At 61.2% G+C, this 17,175-nt stretch carries 20 protein-coding genes; 8 read left to right on the top strand and 12 right to left on the bottom strand.

The window, feature by feature from the left end:
- Positions 1–59: 59 nt before the first annotated feature.
- Entirely contained in the window at positions 60–533 is a 474-nt protein-coding gene (locus N2A41_RS23810; protein ID WP_260109885.1) for a GFA family protein, read from the bottom strand.
- Between the two features lie 39 nt (positions 534–572).
- Positions 573–2,000 (bottom strand): coniferyl aldehyde dehydrogenase, encoded by a 1,428-nt coding sequence (locus tag N2A41_RS23805; RefSeq protein ID WP_260109884.1) that lies wholly within the window; start codon positions 1,998–2,000, stop codon positions 573–575.
- A gap of 96 nt (positions 2,001–2,096) precedes the next feature.
- On the opposite strand from N2A41_RS23805, the gene N2A41_RS23800 reads away from it, so the two are divergent.
- Positions 2,097–2,708 (top strand): TetR/AcrR family transcriptional regulator, encoded by a 612-nt coding sequence (locus N2A41_RS23800; RefSeq protein WP_260109883.1) that lies wholly within the window; start codon positions 2,097–2,099, stop codon positions 2,706–2,708.
- 232 nt (positions 2,709–2,940) lie between these two features.
- Here N2A41_RS23800 and N2A41_RS23795 read toward each other — a convergent pair whose 3' ends face one another.
- Positions 2,941–3,318 carry a nuclear transport factor 2 family protein gene (locus N2A41_RS23795; protein ID WP_260109882.1) on the bottom strand — a complete coding sequence of 126 codons (378 nt, stop codon included), beginning with the start codon at positions 3,316–3,318 and terminating at the stop codon, positions 2,941–2,943.
- A gap of 153 nt (positions 3,319–3,471) precedes the next feature.
- Here N2A41_RS23795 and N2A41_RS23790 point away from each other — a divergent pair, with 153 nt between their 5' ends.
- Positions 3,472–4,356: a helix-turn-helix domain-containing protein gene (locus N2A41_RS23790; RefSeq protein ID WP_260109881.1), complete on the top strand. Its 885-nt coding sequence runs from the start codon at positions 3,472–3,474 to the stop codon at positions 4,354–4,356.
- A gap of 402 nt (positions 4,357–4,758) precedes the next feature.
- On the opposite strand, the gene N2A41_RS23785 is transcribed toward N2A41_RS23790, so the two are convergent.
- Both N2A41_RS23785 and N2A41_RS23780 read right to left on the bottom strand, forming a co-directional pair.
- Entirely contained in the window at positions 4,759–5,361 is a 603-nt protein-coding gene (locus N2A41_RS23785) for an NADPH-dependent F420 reductase (protein ID WP_260109880.1), read from the bottom strand.
- Positions 5,362–5,477: 116 nt separating this feature from the next.
- Positions 5,478–6,212, bottom strand: a complete 735-nt coding sequence (locus N2A41_RS23780) for an SDR family NAD(P)-dependent oxidoreductase (protein ID WP_260111089.1) — start codon at positions 6,210–6,212, stop codon at positions 5,478–5,480.
- Positions 6,213–6,473: 261 nt separating this feature from the next.
- On the opposite strand from N2A41_RS23780, the gene N2A41_RS23775 reads away from it, so the two are divergent.
- Positions 6,474–7,370, top strand: coding sequence for a LysR family transcriptional regulator (locus tag N2A41_RS23775; RefSeq protein WP_260109879.1), 897 nt, complete (start codon positions 6,474–6,476; stop codon positions 7,368–7,370).
- A gap of 79 nt (positions 7,371–7,449) precedes the next feature.
- Here the strand turns inward: N2A41_RS23775 and N2A41_RS23770 are convergent, their stop codons facing one another.
- Together N2A41_RS23770 and N2A41_RS23765 are read right to left on the bottom strand one after the other, a co-directional pair.
- Positions 7,450–7,980 (bottom strand): dihydrofolate reductase family protein, encoded by a 531-nt coding sequence (locus tag N2A41_RS23770; protein WP_260109878.1) that lies wholly within the window; start codon positions 7,978–7,980, stop codon positions 7,450–7,452.
- 207 nt (positions 7,981–8,187) lie between these two features.
- Positions 8,188–9,069 (bottom strand): AraC family transcriptional regulator, encoded by an 882-nt coding sequence (locus N2A41_RS23765; protein WP_260109877.1) that lies wholly within the window; start codon positions 9,067–9,069, stop codon positions 8,188–8,190.
- Between the two features lie 288 nt (positions 9,070–9,357).
- On the opposite strand from N2A41_RS23765, the gene N2A41_RS23760 reads away from it, so the two are divergent.
- Positions 9,358–9,849, top strand: a complete 492-nt coding sequence (locus N2A41_RS23760) for a GNAT family N-acetyltransferase (RefSeq protein WP_222385565.1) — start codon at positions 9,358–9,360, stop codon at positions 9,847–9,849.
- Between the two features lie 104 nt (positions 9,850–9,953).
- On the opposite strand, the gene N2A41_RS23755 is transcribed toward N2A41_RS23760, so the two are convergent.
- The 3 genes from N2A41_RS23755 to N2A41_RS23745 all read right to left on the bottom strand — a co-directional run bounded on the left by N2A41_RS23755 (position 9,954) and on the right by N2A41_RS23745 (position 12,503).
- Entirely contained in the window at positions 9,954–10,499 is a 546-nt protein-coding gene (locus N2A41_RS23755) for a YbhB/YbcL family Raf kinase inhibitor-like protein (protein ID WP_222385566.1), read from the bottom strand.
- Between the two features lie 39 nt (positions 10,500–10,538).
- Positions 10,539–11,393 carry an AraC family transcriptional regulator gene (locus tag N2A41_RS23750; RefSeq protein ID WP_260109876.1) on the bottom strand — a complete coding sequence of 285 codons (855 nt, stop codon included), beginning with the start codon at positions 11,391–11,393 and terminating at the stop codon, positions 10,539–10,541.
- 165 nt (positions 11,394–11,558) lie between these two features.
- Positions 11,559–12,503 carry a LysR family transcriptional regulator gene (locus N2A41_RS23745; RefSeq protein ID WP_260109875.1) on the bottom strand — a complete coding sequence of 315 codons (945 nt, stop codon included), beginning with the start codon at positions 12,501–12,503 and terminating at the stop codon, positions 11,559–11,561.
- 78 nt (positions 12,504–12,581) lie between these two features.
- On the opposite strand from N2A41_RS23745, the gene N2A41_RS23740 reads away from it, so the two are divergent.
- Positions 12,582–13,106 (top strand): hypothetical protein, encoded by a 525-nt coding sequence (locus N2A41_RS23740; protein WP_260109874.1) that lies wholly within the window; start codon positions 12,582–12,584, stop codon positions 13,104–13,106.
- Positions 13,107–13,152: 46 nt separating this feature from the next.
- On the opposite strand, the gene N2A41_RS23735 is transcribed toward N2A41_RS23740, so the two are convergent.
- Positions 13,153–14,049, bottom strand: coding sequence for a LysR family transcriptional regulator (locus N2A41_RS23735; RefSeq protein ID WP_260109873.1), 897 nt, complete (start codon positions 14,047–14,049; stop codon positions 13,153–13,155).
- A gap of 105 nt (positions 14,050–14,154) precedes the next feature.
- Here N2A41_RS23735 and N2A41_RS23730 point away from each other — a divergent pair, with 105 nt between their 5' ends.
- From N2A41_RS23730 to N2A41_RS23720, 3 genes are read left to right on the top strand one after another with little or no spacing between them, the layout of a single operon-like run.
- Positions 14,155–14,529: an Atu4866 domain-containing protein gene (locus tag N2A41_RS23730; protein ID WP_260109872.1), complete on the top strand. Its 375-nt coding sequence runs from the start codon at positions 14,155–14,157 to the stop codon at positions 14,527–14,529.
- A gap of 58 nt (positions 14,530–14,587) precedes the next feature.
- On the top strand, positions 14,588–15,439 hold the full coding sequence (locus N2A41_RS23725) for an oxidoreductase (protein WP_260109871.1): 852 nt from the start codon (positions 14,588–14,590) through the stop codon (positions 15,437–15,439).
- A gap of 56 nt (positions 15,440–15,495) precedes the next feature.
- Positions 15,496–16,230 (top strand): SDR family oxidoreductase, encoded by a 735-nt coding sequence (locus N2A41_RS23720; RefSeq protein WP_260109870.1) that lies wholly within the window; start codon positions 15,496–15,498, stop codon positions 16,228–16,230.
- A 105-nt stretch (positions 16,231–16,335) separates the two neighbouring features.
- On the opposite strand, the gene N2A41_RS23715 is transcribed toward N2A41_RS23720, so the two are convergent.
- On the bottom strand, positions 16,336–16,899 hold the full coding sequence (locus tag N2A41_RS23715; protein ID WP_260109869.1) for a methylated-DNA--[protein]-cysteine S-methyltransferase: 564 nt from the start codon (positions 16,897–16,899) through the stop codon (positions 16,336–16,338).
- Between the last annotated feature and the right edge of the window lie 276 nt (positions 16,900–17,175).

Raw genomic sequence — 17,175 nt, 5'->3', positions numbered from 1 at the left:
GCCTTTGAGACCCAATCTGAAAGCTGCCCTTCACGTGGCTCTTCCGCGCGAACGGTGCTTTAGCTGGAGCCCTGCAAACCACCCATGATCAGTTTCCCGACCGCGAACTCGCTCGCGAAATAGCCGCTGTACTTGGGTAAACTGTCTGCCATGTCCATCACACGACGGTGATAGAAGATGTCCATCCGTACCGGCGGCAGCCGGGTTTGCGGGCCGAAGTTGCTGGTCGGAATGAACATCACCTTGAGTCGCCCCGCCCCCATAACCTCTACGACCGGATTGCCGCAAGTGCGGCAGAGCCCGCGATCGAAGTTCGGCGGTGAACGATACTTCTTGAACGAGATATTATCGGCACCTTTCAGTGCCACATCCTTGGCGCGAATAGCGACAACATCGGCGAACGGTTTGCCGTTGAACGCCTGGCAGATCAGGCAGTGGCACCGAAACCTGGCTTTCGGTGAGGTATGCACCTCGAACGAGTAAGCGCCGCATTCGCATGCGCCGCGTAGCGGCAACGACGTGTCGGTGGTCATGTGCTGACTCTCCTTGAATTCATGGGGAAGGAAGGCCGGTCATCGAAGTATCATTTTAAGGATCGCATCGATGGGCTGCTTGAACGGGGCATGCAGCAGGCTGGAGAGGTTCCATCGACCCTGCTCATAGATGCCCTTGGCATGGCTGAGGCTGCGGAAGCCCTCAATGCCGTGGTAAGCGCCCATGCCGCTCGGCCCAACGCCACCGAAGGGCAGGTCGTCCTGGGCAATGTGCATGATCGTGCCGTTGATTGTGACGTTGCCTGAGGTTGTTCGACTCAGCACGTTGCGTCGATCTTCGTTATCGGCTCCGAAATAGTAGAGCGCGAGCGGCCGGGGCCGCGCGTTGACATAGGCGATTGCGTCACCGATGTCGCGGTAGGGAAAGATCGGCAGGATTGGACCGAAGATTTCTTCATGAGCGATGCGCATGTCGTCGGTCACGCCGAGCATCACGGTTGGGGCCAGCGTATTGGAACGGTTGGACGCATCGCCGGGCCGGTTGCCGGCCTCGATGATCCGGGCTCCCTTGGCTCTGGCATCTTCGATCAGGCCCCGGATCCGGACATATTGCCGCTCGTTTACGATGGAAGTGTAGTGCTCACTTGTCGGGCCAGCCGGGTAGAAAGACGCTACCTGTCGGCCATACGCGGCAACGAACGCGTCAAGATCGTCTTCGTGGACGAGAGCGTAGTCCGAGGCGATGCACGTTTGACCAGCGTTGACCAGCTTACTGAACACCACGGCCGCGGCCGCTCGGTCGAGAGAGAGCCCCTTGGCGATGATAGTCGGTGATTTACCCCCCAGCTCCAGCGTAACCGGGACGAGGTTGTCGCTGGCGGCCTTCATCACCGCCCGCCCCACGGCGGTGCTGCCGGTGAAGACGAGATGGTCGAACGGCAGAGCCGTGAACGCCGCTCCCACCGCCGCATCACCAGTGACGATCGCGAACTGGTCCTCAGGGAAGATCTCGCCGAGCATCTTGGCGAGCAGTGCATTGGTGACGGGCGTGAACTCCGAAGGTTTCAGCATCACCCGGTTTCCGGCGGCAATGGCCGTGGCAACCGGCATAAGGGCAAGGTTGATCGGGTAGTTCCAGGGAGACATTACGCCGACGACGCCGAGCGGTTGATATTCGATGCGCGCGTTACCCATTCGCATCGTCATAGCGACATGGCGGCGGGTCGGAGCCATGAATCTACGAAGATTGCGGATCAGATACTTCACACCTTCGGCAACGACCACGATCTCCATGATCGCAGTTTCATACCGTGAGCGATGGCCGAAATCGGTATTGATGGCGTCTTCGATCGCTTTGCGGTGGCTGATGATCGCCGCCCTCAGTTTTGTCAGATCGGCGCGTCGCTGCGCCAGCGAAGGCGCACCGTCAAGCAGGAAGGCGGCACGCTGGGCGGCAAGGAGACCACTTAGCCGATCAGCGTCGGTGATGTTTGCGGTTGCGTTCATGGCCCACTCCGATGTAGACAGGAGAAACTTCGGCCCTGACATAAGCACTTATGTATTCACTGTCAACAATGTAATCACAAGAAACTTTGAGGCATCATGCAGGACGCACCCAACCGCCCCTATCACCACGGTGATCTCCGTCGTGCGATTATCGAGACGGCATTGGATATGCTTGCCGAGGAAAAGGGCTGGCAGTTCACGCTGCGGGAAGTCGCGCGCCGGGCTGGCGTCAGCCACGCGGCACCCTACAAGCATTTTCCCGATAAAGCCGCGCTGCTTGCGGAACTCGCCATGATTGGCTTCGACCGGCTGCGGCAGTCGCTATCGGCCGCGAAGCCGAAGGCGCCCAAATCTCTGCGCGACGAAATTACTCCGGTCGCTCACGCCTACGTCGAGTTCGGAACGAACAACCCGGCTCTCTACCGCCTGATGTTCAGCGGGGGGGAGGAGAAAGTCGCAGGGCTGCATCTCAATGAGCGGGCGCTCGCGGTGTTTGATGTTGCGCTCGAAATCCTCCGGCGCGGCCAAGCCGCGGGGAGCATTCGCAAGCGGCCGATAGAAGGTCAGGCGGTAGCCTGGTGGGGGCTCATCCACGGTATGACCATGCTTGCGATCGATGGTCTCCTAGTGCCCGAGAAGGTCGGATCGGCCCCCTTGGGTGCGGCCTTGAATACGCTGGTGGAAGGGCTGGAGAACCCGGCAACGTGACACTAGCTGCGCGTGGTTGACCTCTTCTTCGTGAAGGTGAGCCCGGCGTCGCAAGTAGTCCCAATCGTTGCTCATCTAATCGTCCACTGCAGAGCCGTCCAAATCACCGAAAATTCGCTGGTAGGCGCAGTGACGATCTGCTCGTTATTCGCGCTTATCGCGAAGCTCCTTGGAAAATGGACAAGTAGTTGGAGCAGGGCCGCTTTCGTTCCGCTGCCCCAGATGCGGTGACTTATTTGCCCCAGAACTGGTCCTCTTCTTCCGGATCGGAGGAGAACAGCCAGACTTCGACGATCTTGCCATCCTGCACGCGCAGCAGATCGATACCGGGCTGGTCGACTTTGGCGCCTTCGCGTTGACCGGCGAACTGGATTTCGATGGCAACCAGGTCGCCGTTGGCGAGATAGCGATGGGCATGGGTGATGGCGAAACTACCACCAGACTTTGCCATCATGGCACCAAACTCGACAATGCCGTTCTTGGTGCCCGAGAACTGGTTATTGCCCGGCTGATGCCAAATGACCTGGGGCGAAAGCAGTTCGCCGAGCGTGGCCTGATCGCCGGTCTGGACGGCTTTGATATAGGCTTTTCCGATGTCGATAGTCGTCATTTCGGTCTCTCATTTGCAGATGTTGAAACCTGCTGCGAAGTGCCCTTCGCAGTTAGAGTGATAATAATGGGTAGCATCCCATTCCGTCGTGGTTCGTAGTCGCCGAAATATGATACTTATCGGACATGTTCGACCGGAATTGGCGCAACGCGAATGACAAAGAGCCGAGCGAAGCTGGATCAACTCAATTACCGTCCGAGCGGGCGCGATCTGGATGTTGAGGTATTTCATTTTTCGGACTTGCGCCGCCGCGTGACCTCCGAACATATCCTGGCGCTGTACCATTATTCCTTCCACACGCTGATCTGCGTGACCGAGGGTGCGGTGACCCAGGTCGTGGACTTCCAGCCGGTCGATTGTGCGGCCGGATCCCTCCTCTTGTTGAGGCCCGGGCAGGTTCACAGTTTCGGTAGTGATAAAGGCTGGGACGGGTGGATGGTCCTGTTCCGCGCAGAATTCCTCCCATCGGAGATGCAAACGACTGCCGATCTGCTGCCTGTCCTGGGTCTGGATCGGCTGCCGGATCACCTATCCCTACTCACTGCCGATTTCGGCGCTGTGAATGAGGCGATCGCCAGGATGCAGCAGGACGCCACGAGCCCCGCCCCGCCCAAGGATGTACACGCGCTCTTGCGATACGAACTTTGTGCGCTGCTTCTGCGCCTTGCCATCCTGCAGGATCAGCACATGGGCATTGACGTCGCACAAAGCCCGGGTGTGCAGCGTTATGCCAGGTTTCGCAGGCTAGTCGAACAAAACTATGCTGGCTGGCATCAGGTATCCGCCTATGCGGCAGCTCTAGGCTGCACCGAGAAAAGCCTGACGCGAGCGGCGTTGGAAGCGACCGGGCAAAGCGCCAAAAACGCCATCACGGCTCGCATCGCCTTGGAAGCCAAACGGCTCCTGGTCCATACCAACAGGCCTATCTACCTCATCGCAGAGGACCTCGGTTTCGCGGAGGCAACCAATTTCGCTAAGTTTTTCAGCCGCGAAACCGGTTTCACCCCGATTAAGTTTCGCAAGCAATACAAGAACTGAACGCCTTAGGAATAGCACCTTGACCGCCACGGCTAGCTTGGGGATGGATTCTATCCTGCCAAGGGCGCGGCATCATGTCTCGAAACGGCGTCCTTATTCGGAGGGGCAAACCTACGATCTGAATAAAAACCCTGCGGAATACACCGGCATCGGTGTAGCCGCTTGGCTAGTCAACCTCATCGATCGGTCTTGAACTGAGCTGAGGCATTTCGCGATCCCTTGTTCATGCGGATCTGTTGCGGGTAGTTCGTGGTCGTCATGCCGGTTCGGACGGTGCCCAGACGCCGTCAGGCCATCGCAACCTTCGCGCTACTTTGTGGCCTTAAATATTCGGTCGCGCGCTGCTCGAAGAGGTTTGCGCGCGCGACCAGTTCTCGGCGATATCACACGATCATAGATCGATTACTGTTCCTTCTTGAACAAATCCTGGAAGATGAGCTGGCCCCAAGTGCGGCCGCGTGCGTGCACCAGCGCGCCACCCTCGTCGAACTTTCCCAGCTTGACGGGTGCGAAGCCGAGTTGTTTGGCCAAGGCCGCCACGGGAGCGATCGCGTCCTCGTCGTCGCTCGACAGAAAGACGACCCGGTGGCCGCCCTCGACGATCGGATCGGCAGCCAGGGTGGCCGCAATCAGGTGATTGAAGCCTTTCACCAGTTTGGCACCGGTGAACGACTTCGCGACGAAGGCGGAGGACGGGAGGCCGTCCAGCTCTTCAGGGGGAACTCCAAACGTGTTCGTCGCGTCGATGACTGTCTTGCCTTCCCAGCTCGGCAGGGCCTTCGCAACCTCGCGATGCTCGCCGAACGGGACCGCCAGGATGATCGTGTCGGCCTCGAGCGCATCCCGCAGCGACTTGGCAACGATTGTGGGTCCAATCGCGTGAGCCTGCGGCGCCAACGCCTCGGGCGGACGGCGGCCCGCGACGGCCACCTCGATGTTTTTACGGGCGAAGGCGTGGGCAAGGGCCTGGCCTATCTTGCCGAATCCCACAATTGCATAGCTCATAATGCTTCTCCGATATTGTGATGATATTGATTTCCCGGCCCTGAACGGCTGGGTTATCTGACGAGCCCTATGGCGCTCCGAATAATCAAATGGAGCGTCTGGCCGGGTGCAGCGCGTCAGAGTTGCGCAAGGCCGCCGTCAACCGCGACTTCGCTGGCGGTCATGAAGCTGCTGTCGGACGACGCGAGAAAGGCGGCCACGGCCCCGATCTCCGCCGGATCGGCCATGCGTTGGAGCGGGGTCATCGCGCCGTAGGCCTTCTGGCCCTCCTCGCCCAGCGCTTCCTTCGCGAGTTCGGTCGCCGTCGCCCCGGGCGACAGCACGTTTACGCGGATGCCGGTGCCCTTCAGATCCTCCGCCCAGGTCCGCGCGAGGTTGCGCACGGCCGCCTTGCTCGCGCTGTAGGCGGTGAATGCCGGGGCGCCCGTGGTGCCGGCGCTCGATCCGGTCAGGATGATCGAACCGCCCTTGCCCATTAGCGGCAGCGCCTTCTGGACCGTAAAAATCGTACCCTTGACATTGGTGTCGAAGGTTTCGTCGATGTGCTTGGCGGTGATCTGGCCGAGCGGAATCGGGCTTCCGGCCCCGGCATTTGCGAAGACGATGTCGAGCGTCTTGCGCTCTGCCTTCACCACCGCGTAGAGGCGATCAAGGTCAGCCTCATCCGAGACCGAGCCCTTCACCGCGCGAGCATTGGGTCCGAGGTCGGCCACAGCCGCGTCGAGCGCTTCCTGCCGGCGGCCGAAGATGAAGACGAAGGCGCCCTCCTCGATGAAGCGCTTTGCTGCGGCGCGGCCGATGCCGGTAGCGCCACCGGTGATCACGGCGGTCTTTCCATTCAGTCTGTTCATGTCATGCATCCTTTGATCGTTCGGGTACGCCCCGAGACCGTCGAAATGGGTCCGCCGGCATCAGTTGTTGAGTGCGGAAGCGCGCACATCGGTGGTGCAAAATCGATCCACCGGACGACTGATGCCAGCCGCGACGATCGGTGTCCTCCGTTTGGAATCGGGCCGTGCTTGCCCACATAGGCTATGATGACCGCCAGTACTGCTGTACGACGCGTTAGATACTGGCTTGGGAAGGCGCACCGTGCGGTGCCGGATTGCACCATGATCGACTGGGATGACATTCGCTACTTTCTTGCCGTGGCGCGCGGAGGCTCAGTGCGGGCTGCCGCCGGGCGTCTCGGGGTCAATCACGCGACCGTGCTGCGACGCATCGCGCAGCTCGAGGAACGCCTCGGGGCGCAGATGTTCGAAAAGCTGCCTTCGGGCTACCGCCTGACGGCTGCGGGTGAGGAGGTGCTCGAGCTCGCGAACCAGATGGAAGCGTCGTCGCACCAGCTGGAGACGCGTGTCTTTGGGCGCGACCAGAGCGTGCGCGGGCTTCTGCGGGTGACGTTAGCTCCGCCCCTGGCGACACACCTGCTCATGCCGGATTTCGCCGATTTCGCGCGGCTGCATCCGGATATCGAGATGGAAATCGTGTCGTCCGGCGAGCTCGCAAATCTGACCAACCGAGAGGCCGACGTGGCGATCCGCGTCGTCTACGACCGCAAAACCCTGCCGCTCAATCTGCACGGCCTGAAGGGACCGGAGCTGTTCGGCGGCGTCTACATGTCCTGCGATCGACTAGCCGCATGGCGTGCGGGCGCGCTTGATCCCATCCGGTGGATCGTCATAAGCATTCATGGAATTCCGGATTGGGCCAGCGAGGGTGAGGTTCGCACCACGGGGGTTCCATTCAGGATCACGGACGCCGAGGCGCAGATCGTTGCTGTACGGCAAGGGCTTGGGATCACGACACTGCCGTGCTTCGTCGGAGACGCCGACCCCCACCTGGTTAGGGTGCCGGGCACCGACCTGCACATGTACGGAACGCTCTGGCTTCTCACACAGGGGGAGACACGCAAAACGAAGCGCGTGCGGCTCTTCACGGAGTTCGTATCCCACAGGCTCGCCGCGTACGCTCCGCTTCTCGCGGGGCTGTCCATATCGCGCGACTGACACCCGGCAGGTCGCCGGCGACGCTTGCCGTCATCCGGTCAGAAGCCGAGCCGCGATTTTCATCTGGCGAGTCGCGTGATCAAGCCGGAACGTAGGTCAACCTGATCACATCCTCGGCAATCCGGTCATGAGCCATCAGGCGGAGCGGCGGCCGGGGTCCGGCGAAATATGGCTTGCCGTGACCGAGCACCACGGGGTGCAGGTAGATCCGATACTCATCGATCAGGCCAAGTTGAGTGAGGCTTTGCGCCAAATTGGGGCCGGCAACTTCGATCTCCCCGTCGCGTTCCGCCTTCAGTTCGCGGATTGCGGCCTCAAGATCTTCCCCAACGAGCCGGGCATTAGATCCGACCGACTTCAACGAGCGCGAGACGACCCATTTCGGTTGGTTCCGCCACGCCGCCGCGAAGGCCTGTTGCTCTGCATCCCATTCAGGATGTTCGTCGTCCCAGTAACGCATGACCTCATACATCTGGCGACCGTACACACTGCCCGCCTGCCGCTCCGCCTCCTCGATGAAGTGGCGGAAGAGCGTGGGGCTTGGCGCAAACCCCATATGATCGACGTAGCCGTCCAGGGACTGGTTCATTCCGAACACAAGCTTAGCCATCCTCACTTCCTTTCCTTAACCGGCATATCCGCGCATGTCTGATTGCATAATGCAATCGGCTATAGTTAGCTCAACTGGTTTTATATCGCAATTGGTTTTTGAGTGCGCATAAGTCCGCGACCTGATGGTCGCCAACCGGCCGGCCTGGCGTGACAACGGCCTCTCCGCTTCCGGCGATCAGAATGGACAAGCCGCCGTCAGAGGGCGCTATTTCAGCGGCAGAAACAGTTCCGCCACCGCCTCATGCTCCGCCACCTCCGGGAAGAGGCTCAGCCGCTGGCAATAGAACGGAAAGTCGCGTGCTTCCTCGCCGCTGGCCGGAAGCCAGTCGCGATAAAGGTAGAGCGCGGCGGGCTCCAGATTGTCGGTGTTGCCGACGACGCGCAGCACCGCGCAGCGTCCGCCAGGGATCTCGCCGGCTTTGATTTCTTCGCCGTTCGCCTCGATCGGTTGGTCGGTCTCGACACAAAGGTCTACGCTATAGCAGGCGGGCGACTGAGGACGCCGCTCGGAACGCCAGACGTTGAAGGTCGGACTTGTCCTGGGGTGCAGGCCAGCGGCCTTGCGCCAGGCGATGAACCGCTGGATGGTGGCGCCGAGCGTCGCCGGGTCGCCCCGGTGCTCCATGATCGCCACCGGCGTGGTGGGTACATTGCGAATTATCACGTCGTCAGTGGTAAAGGTCTTCTGCATGAGCTTGCTCCTTGCATTGTCGAGAGGCCCGAAGGCGGCAAGCCACGGCTCCCAATCGGGAGACTTCCGAAACGACGAAGGCGATTGCCCGAACCGTTGCCGAAAGGCGCGGGCAAAGGCATCCGGTGCGTTGTAACCGGCATCCATCGCTATCTCAGTGACGCGTTCTTCGTCCCTGTAGGCCAGCCGGTATGAAGCGCGCTTCATGCGGGCAAGCCCGATATAGCGATGCACTGACAATCCGAAGGTCGCCGTGAACTGCCGGTGGAAATGAAACTTCGAGAAGGCCGCGACACTACTCAGAATGTCAAGATCGAGATCGTCATCGAGGTGCTGATCGATATAATCCAGCACTCGCTGCATCCGCTCATGATAGTTCCGAAGCGCTGCGGTCATTCGTCTTGGTCCCCGTGGCAGCTCAAACTAGTTGCCTTCAGCAACGCAGCGCTCGACCGATCTTGCGGTTTGGCATGGATCACCCGGCGTGCCGCCCGATCGGAGCATCTTGCGATCCTCGCCCGGCACTGTTATTCGCATTTCCATCTTAGAGGAGAATGCCTTTGTTTGCCGTCGCAACGATCCAGAACTCACCGGCTGCGGCGCTAGGGGTAAAGATGCTCGGCATCGTCACTGAGAGCTGATCCTCACTCTTATCGCTCGGCCTTAGCGCGCCCATGCTGGCGCATGTCCAATGTCGGGAAAACTATGATCATCGAACTCATTTCCAGTGATTTTGACGCGCTGCTGAAGGGCACCGCGCCTCGCAATCTGCGCCGTGTCCAAGACAGCGCCATTGCGCCTCCTGAAGTACTGGCGATGTTGAATCGCCTCGCGGCCGACATCGGCGCCGAATTTTCGCCGTCGGCCTGGATGATCGTGGAGGATGGCGAGATCGTCGGCCTCTGCTCCATCGTTCGGGTTCCACATGATGGAAACATCCATATAGGTTATGGGGTTGCGCCTTCACGCCAGGGCCGCGGATGCACCACGCGGGCCATAAGGCAGTTGCTGGAGTGGGGGCGAAACGATCCTCGCGTGGCCCTGATCTCTGCAGAGACCGGGGTCGACAACATCGCGTCCCAGCGTGTCCTTGAACGCAATGGCTTTGTCCAAATCGGCGAGCGGATCGATGCTGAAGACGGTCCGTTGATCTGCTGGCAAGCAATGACTGTCTAGGTTTACAGCTAGAGAAGCCCGCACAGGAAACGGTCGGCCGAGGTTCAGTCACCTCGGCCGACCGTTGTCATAAAGGGAATGACGACTACGATCCGAAGCCGGCTTCAGCGCCCGTAGGTAACCTCGACGGAGGCCTTGTCGAGCGTGTTTGCCTTGACATAGAAGCCGACCATGGCGCCCGGCGCGGTCTCGGGAAGCGGAAGCTTGTCGACCTTGAGCGCGTAGACGGTGAACTGGTAGCGGTGCGGCTTATCGCCGGCCGGCGGGCAGGCGCCGCCATATCCCGACGTGCCAAAATCGGTATGGCCTTCCACGGCGCCTGCGGGTAGCTTCTTGTCACCGCTTGCGCCGGTGGCAATCTGCGAGACGTCTGCGGGGATATTGAACACCGACCAATGCCACCAGCCGGAACCTGTGGGCGCATCCGGATCGTACGCCATGACGGCGAAGCTCTTGGTACCTTCGGGAGCGCCCGACCAGGTCAGTTCCGGCGAAATGTTCCTGCCCGAGCAGCCGAAACCGTTGAAGACCTGCGCGTCGGCCATGGCCTTGCCGGCGACCAGGTCCTTAGAGGTGAGCTTCATTTCGGCGTGGGCGGCCGTGGCGCCGAAGAATGAGGCGGCCATAAGTGCTGCTGTGATCAAACGCATTGCTGTTCTCCTGTGGTTGACGATGCCGGGAAACTACCGTCACCGCGCAAGCGCATCTGCCCCGCTCTGCGCAATTTCTGCCCCGATCCGCTCAAAGTGCTCGGTGCCGCTGCGTACATGGCGCGGGCTGACGCCAAACCGCTCCTTGAAACGTGCGGAAAATTGCGAAGGTGAGTCATAGCCGACCTCCAGCGCAACCTGGGCCATCGGCAATGTCGTGGTCTGAATGAGTGCAAGAGCGCGGTTCATTCGGGTATCGCTCAATATCTCGCTGAAGGCGGTATTCTCTGCGGAGAGCCTGCGCCTCAGCGTCGCCTCGCTCATGTTGAACAAGCGCGCAGCTTGCGCCAACGTCCAGGCGGAGGCGGGATCAGCTTCGATCATCTGCCTCAGCCGGTCCTCAAGCCGGGAGCTTTCGCATCGACCGAGCACCGCCCCGTGGAGCGCGAACCAGGTGACGAGTTCCATCAGACGAGCCTTGGCGATAGCGCCAGGAAGGCGCGCCAGATTGCCCGGCTGGCAGCAATACTCAAACAATGCCGCAGCTTCCTCCGGCAGGCATGAGGTGCCTGCCGGCACAGGCCTCGATGGAGCGGCAATCGATCCCATCCTGGTATAGGCCTCCTCGAACAGCGGTCGCGGAACGGGAAGCGCCAGGGTCTGATACTTCTGCGGCGCCTTGGGAATGTTCTCCATCGTCAACGGTCTGTAGTCGGGCAGCAAGCCATAGGCGCCCGCCTCGAAGCGCAAAGGCTTGTCATCCGACATGACGATCTTCGTTCCCGATTGGACCTGGATCAACAGGGGAGTGGTATTGACGAGGCGGTAGAAGCAGGCCCGCCCGCCCTGGCGGATCAAGGCCCTGGCCGGAATGGGAAAGACCTCGTCGAGCATATGTTCTCCGGCAAAAGGATGAATGATCGTGGGGCTCCGGCTGCCGGGCCGTGAGACTGCAGCCATGATCGGTAGAACCGGCATGAAGACGTCCGCCTCGCCACACCGATCCCTGGAGGATCGGGAATACCAAAATCGCGTGTGATGGGCAATCGTGAGCGTCATTTAGTCATCGATGTGAATTCGGGTTTTGTCGGCGGCATCCGCTCGGCCTTTCACGTGATCGATGAAGGCCCGCAGCTTCGGCATCATCTGATGACGGCTGGGATGATAGAGGAACACACCCGGCGCCACCGGTGCGAACGCCTCCAGGACGCGGACGAGTTTTCCCGCTTTCGCGAGTCCGGCGGCGATTGGCTCCGGCACTTGCGCAAGCCCCATACCTTCGACAGCGGCTCCCAGCATGGTGGGAAAGTCGTGGGCGATCAGCGGCCCGGAGACAACAGCCTCGATCGGCTTTTTGCCGCTGACAAACGACCACGGCGCGATTGCGCCGTGCGAGCGGCGCATGCGGATGCAGGCATGTTGACGGAGATCGTCGATACGCTCGGGCCGCCCTCTCCGGCGCAGATATTCGGGGCTGCCGACGACCACCAGCGGGAAGGACGGCGTCAGCCGGACCGCGACCATGTCGGCTGCGATGAACTGGCCGAGCCGGATACCGGCGTCAAATCCCTCGGCGGCGATGTCGACCAGTTCTTCATTCGCGGCGACCTCGACCTCGATCTCGGGAAAGGCCTGGCAGAAGGATGCGATCAGTGGCTCCAGCAGGATCGGCACCACTGCCGGCGGCACCGTGAGACGCAATAGTCCAGCCGGCCTCTGCCCGAGTTCACGCGCCACTTCGCTTGCGGCGACCAGTTCCTCGAAGGCGGGCTTTGCACGCATAAGGAACCGCTCACCGGCCTCCGTCAGGCCGACACTGCGCGTCGTGCGGATGAAGAGTACTGCGCCGACACGCTCCTCGAGAGCGCGTACGGCCTGGCTGATTGCCGATGGGGTCACCCCGAGCTCCGCAGCCGCCCTGCGAAAACTGCGGTGCCGGGCAACGCTCAGAAACGCCTCAACGCCATCGAGCGCGCCTTGCCTGACTGTGAAGTTCTGCTTCATACCGCATTGATATTATCGCGAATAGTCGATCGCGGGAAGCGGCCGTATATCTGGATCCCACAAATCAGGAGTACCCCGATGTCGACGGAATCCATCTTCCAAACCCATCTCGTCCTAGGCTATGTCGCGTGGCTGCTTTGCTTCGGCGCGTATATTCTGCCCTGGCTCATGTCGATGGACAGGGTCAGGGCGCACCGCGCCATCGCCACTCTGCACAGCTTCCGCTTCTTCGGGCTCGTCTTCCTTCTCCCAGGCGTCGTCGGCCCCAACCTGCCCGCCAGCTTCGCCACCTTCGCTGCCTATGGCGATCTCGCGGCCGGGCTGCTTGCCATGCTGGCGCTCATCACGATCAGGATACCTCAGATCTTCTGGCTATTCGTCATCGCCTTCAATCTCGTGGGAATGGGCGACCTCATCCTCGACTACTATCACGCGATCCAGGCCGGCCTTCCCGCGCGGGCGGGAGATTTGGGCGCCGCATATGCGATCCCGATCATTTACGTGCCGCTGCTGATGATCAGCCATGTCTTCGCATTCTATTTGCTGCTGCGTCCTCGGCCTAAGGCAATGCAGTCGCTCGCCGCCGAGGTACCAGTATCTTAAACTCCGCCATCTCGTGCGTCGCACCTTGCGATCGAAGATCGCAACTCTAGCGCCCGTCAAATCTGCGCACGTAATCGACCAATTCGCGCAGCTTCAGCGGCTGCCTCTGGCGCCTGGGATAGTAGAGATAGAAGCCCGGGAAGGGCGGACAGAAATCCTCCAGCAGCGGCACGAGTTCGCCCCGTTCGATATAGGACTGGAAGGTCTCCACCATGCCGAAGGTGATGCCTGCTCCGGCGCAGGCCATGCGGATCATCATTCCCATGTCGTTGGTCGTAACAGTGGGATCGACGGAGACGTCGAAGTCGCGGTCGTTTTCGGTGAATTCCCAACGATAGGGCGCCGTGTCGGGGCGTGGCCGCCATCCGATGCAGGCGTGGTTCTGCAACTCGCCGGGATGACGGGGATGGCCGCGGCGCTCGAGATAGCTGCGGGAGGCGGCCGCGCATTGTCGCTGCTCTTCGGAGACGGAGATCGCGATCATGTCCTTTTCGATCACCTCACCCAGCCGGACACCCGCGTCGAACCCGGCCTCGACGATATCGAATTCATCATCGGTGATGGTGATATCGAGTTTGATGTCAGGGCAGGCTTCCATGAAGCCGGCCAGCAAGGTGCCGGATAGAAAACTCTCCGCGATTGAGGAAACGGTGATCCGCAGCAGGCCGCTCGGGCGCGCCTGCATTTCCCTTACCGTCTGCATCGCATCCTTGACCTGGCGGAGCGATGGACGAACCGCGTCGAAGAACACTTCACCGGCTTCGGTCAGGCTGACGCTGCGCGTCGTGCGCTGGACCAGGGCAACGCCGACCCGATCCTCGAGGCGCTGCAGCGCCTGGCTGACGGCGGAGCGGGTGACGCCAAGCCGCTCGCCGGCGAGCCGGAAGTTCCGCGCCTCCGCCACCGCAAGAAAGACTGAAATGCCTTCGAGATCGTCGCCCATTGGTTAGCATTTCTAACCAAGGCATCTCGAATTGGCAACTTAATCACTCAGGTTCTCCGTACTATCTTTCAGTCGAGGTCAACGAAGGCTTCGAAAGGCAAGGCAATGCGAAAGATTTTCAAAAGCCCGGTTCTGCAATTTTTCACGACGCCCACCCTGGCCGGCGCGGCGACCGGTTCGTTCGGAGCCGATACCGTGAACGACCGAGAAACTCAGCAGCAACAAACAAGCGAGAACACAATGCAACAACATCCCTATGTCGGCATGTGGGTTACGGTTGATGGCCGCGTCCGCCACGAACTTCTGCCCAATGGCCGTTACGACGAAGCCCGCGGCAACCGGGAAAGCGCCTATCGAGGACGCTACGACGTCACCGGAAGCCACATCGAATATTGGGATGACACGGGCTTCACGGCCGATGGCGATTTCGTCGACGGCAATACCCTCCATCACGGCGGCATGGTGCTTCGGCGCAAATGACGTGCCGCCCGACAGGCAACATCACACAGGAGAAGGCCGCATTTGCCGGCCGGAAAGGATGACGATCATGTCTTCCCCAACCCCCATCTGGTTCATCACCGGCGCATCGTCCGGCCTCGGCCGGGCACTCGCCGAAGCCGTTCTGGCCCGTGGCTGGCGCGCCGCCATGACGGCGCGCAGACCCGAGACCCTGGCAGATCTCACGGCAGAGCACGGGGACCGCGCGCTTGCCCTTGCACTCGATGTGACGGACAGCCGCTCCATTGCCGGTGCTGTTCATGACGCCGAAGCGCATTTCGGTGCGATCGACGTCCTCGTCAACAATGCCGGCTACGGCTACCTCTCGGCGATCGAAGAGGGCGACGACACTGAGATACGCGCCCAGTTCGAGACCAATGTGTTCGGTTTGATCGCCGTCACCAAGCAGGTTCTGCCGGGCATGCGCCGACGCCGGCGGGGGCATATCTTCAACGTCTCCTCACTTGGCGGGCTCGTCGCTTTTGCTGCAACCGGCTACTACCACGCCACCAAGTTTGCGGTCGAAGCCTTGTCGGAATCGCTTTCCCATGAGGTCAGGCCGCTTGGCATCTATGTGACGATCCTCGAACCCGGCGCCTTCCGCACGGATTGGGCCGGTCGGTCGATGGTCGAATCCAGCACGATCATCGACGACTATGCGGAAACATCCGGCAAGCGGCGCCGGGCCACCCGCTCGATCTCCGGCAACCAGCCGGGCGATCCCGCGCGCGCTGCAACCGCGATCATATCGGCGTTCGAAGCGGACGAACCGCCGCTGCGCCTGCTGCTCGGCGCACCCGCCCTGAAGATCGCCCGCGAACGGCTGGACGCGCTGCGAGCAAACTTCGACGCCTGGGCGAAGACGACGCTCAGCGCCGATTTCCCGAGCTGAATACCAAGAAACCTCAGCCGCCTCGCCAGACGAGCGGCGCACACATGGAGCTTGAAATGCCTGATATCGAAGGAAAAGTCATTGCCATCACCGGAGCCAGCAGCGGCATTGGAGAGGCGGCGGCAAAGGTGCTGGCTGCCGCAGGCGCCCATATCGTGATCGGCGCCCGCCGCACCGAGCGCCTGGCGGAACTTGCCGACGACATCGCGGAAAAGGGCGGGTCGGTGCGCCTGCAAAAGCTTGACGTCACCGACCGTGCGGACGTGGAAGCCTTTGCAGGCTTTGCCAGGTCCGAATTCGGCCGGCTCGACGTCATCGTCAACAATGCCGGCGTCATGCCGCTGTCGCCGCTGGATGCCCTCAAGGTCGACGAATGGGACCGGATGGTCGACGTCAACATCAAGGGCGTTCTCTACGGCATCGCGGCCGCACTTCCGATCATGAAGGCGCAGGGATCAGGTCAGATCATCAACCTGTCTTCGATCGGCGGCCACAGCGTCTCGCCGACGGCCGCCGTCTATTGCGCGACGAAATTCGCGGTGCGGGCGATCTCGGACGGATTGCGGCAGGAGACCGATCGTATCCGCGTCACCGTCATCTCGCCCGGCACGACGAAATCGGAACTGGCCGACACCATTACCGATCCGACGGCGCGGGATGCCATGAAGGCTTTCAGGGCGATCACCATCAGCCCCGAGGCCATCGCCAATTCGATCCTCTACGCCGTCAGCCAGCCTGACGACGTCGATGTCAGCGAGATCATCATCCGGCCTACGGCCAGCCCGTATTGAGTGCCTGAGACTCTATCAAAGCAATTCCAGCAAAAGTGCGGTTTTGCCAGGCAAAGCGCGAAGCGATTTTGCCGGGAATTGCGGAAAACGAAAAAGCTCCGCCGCCTAAAACCCCAGCGACTGCTGGGCAGGCGGCAGTGGGGCGAGGTTGACGCCTTCGAGCTCCAGCATCCGCGCCTTCGATGACGAACCGCCGGGCGCGGAAAAGCCGCCGATCTTGCCGCCGGCCGCGAGCACCCGGTGGCACGGGATGATCAAAGCGACAGGGTTCTTCGCCATCGCCTGGCCGACGTCGCGGGCGGCTTCCGGCCCGACGCCGAGCTCCTTGGCCAGCGCGCCGTAAGTCGTGGTGCGGCCCCAGCCGACACGCCTTGCCGCCACATAAATATCCCGGAAGAAGGCATCCTGGCCGGCAAGATCGAGTTCGACACCGGAAAAATCGGTCTCTTCACCCTGGAAGTAGCGCTTCACCGCAGCGACCGTCTCGCGCACAGCAGGCGTCGGCGCACCGGGTTCGGCATCCGGCAGGCGGCGCAACAGCAGCCGTTCGGTCGCTTCCGCTGATTTGGTCGGCAGTTGGAAGCGGGTGATGCCGGCGTCGCTCCAGGCGATGCCGCAGAAACCGCCCGCGGTTTCGAAGATGAGATAGTGGTGGGTTGTCTCAGCCATGACACAGCCTCCGCGTTTTCGATGACCCTCAAAATCGTATGGGACGGCCGCGGTTTCAACCCGCTTCTTGCGCGCGCCGGGCTTTCAGGAAAGATTGCGATGCGCCCCTGCACTGTTGCCCGAACCTCCACGTCAGCCCTCCTGCGGCGACGGCTCGGATGAGTGTGACGCCGAGCCTATCAGGCAAGTATGTTCTCTTTTTGTTCTTGATATCACCTTCTTTCGGAGTATCCTTCGGCGCGTTTTGGAAACGACGAGGCGGGTCATGACGACCGG

It is taken from the genome of Rhizobium sp. SRDI969, from assembly GCF_025152725.1.
Lineage (GTDB): Bacteria > Pseudomonadota > Alphaproteobacteria > Rhizobiales > Rhizobiaceae > Rhizobium > Rhizobium leguminosarum_I.
Note: the sequence above shows the minus strand (reverse complement) of the source record. Positions and strands in the feature narration are given on the sequence as shown.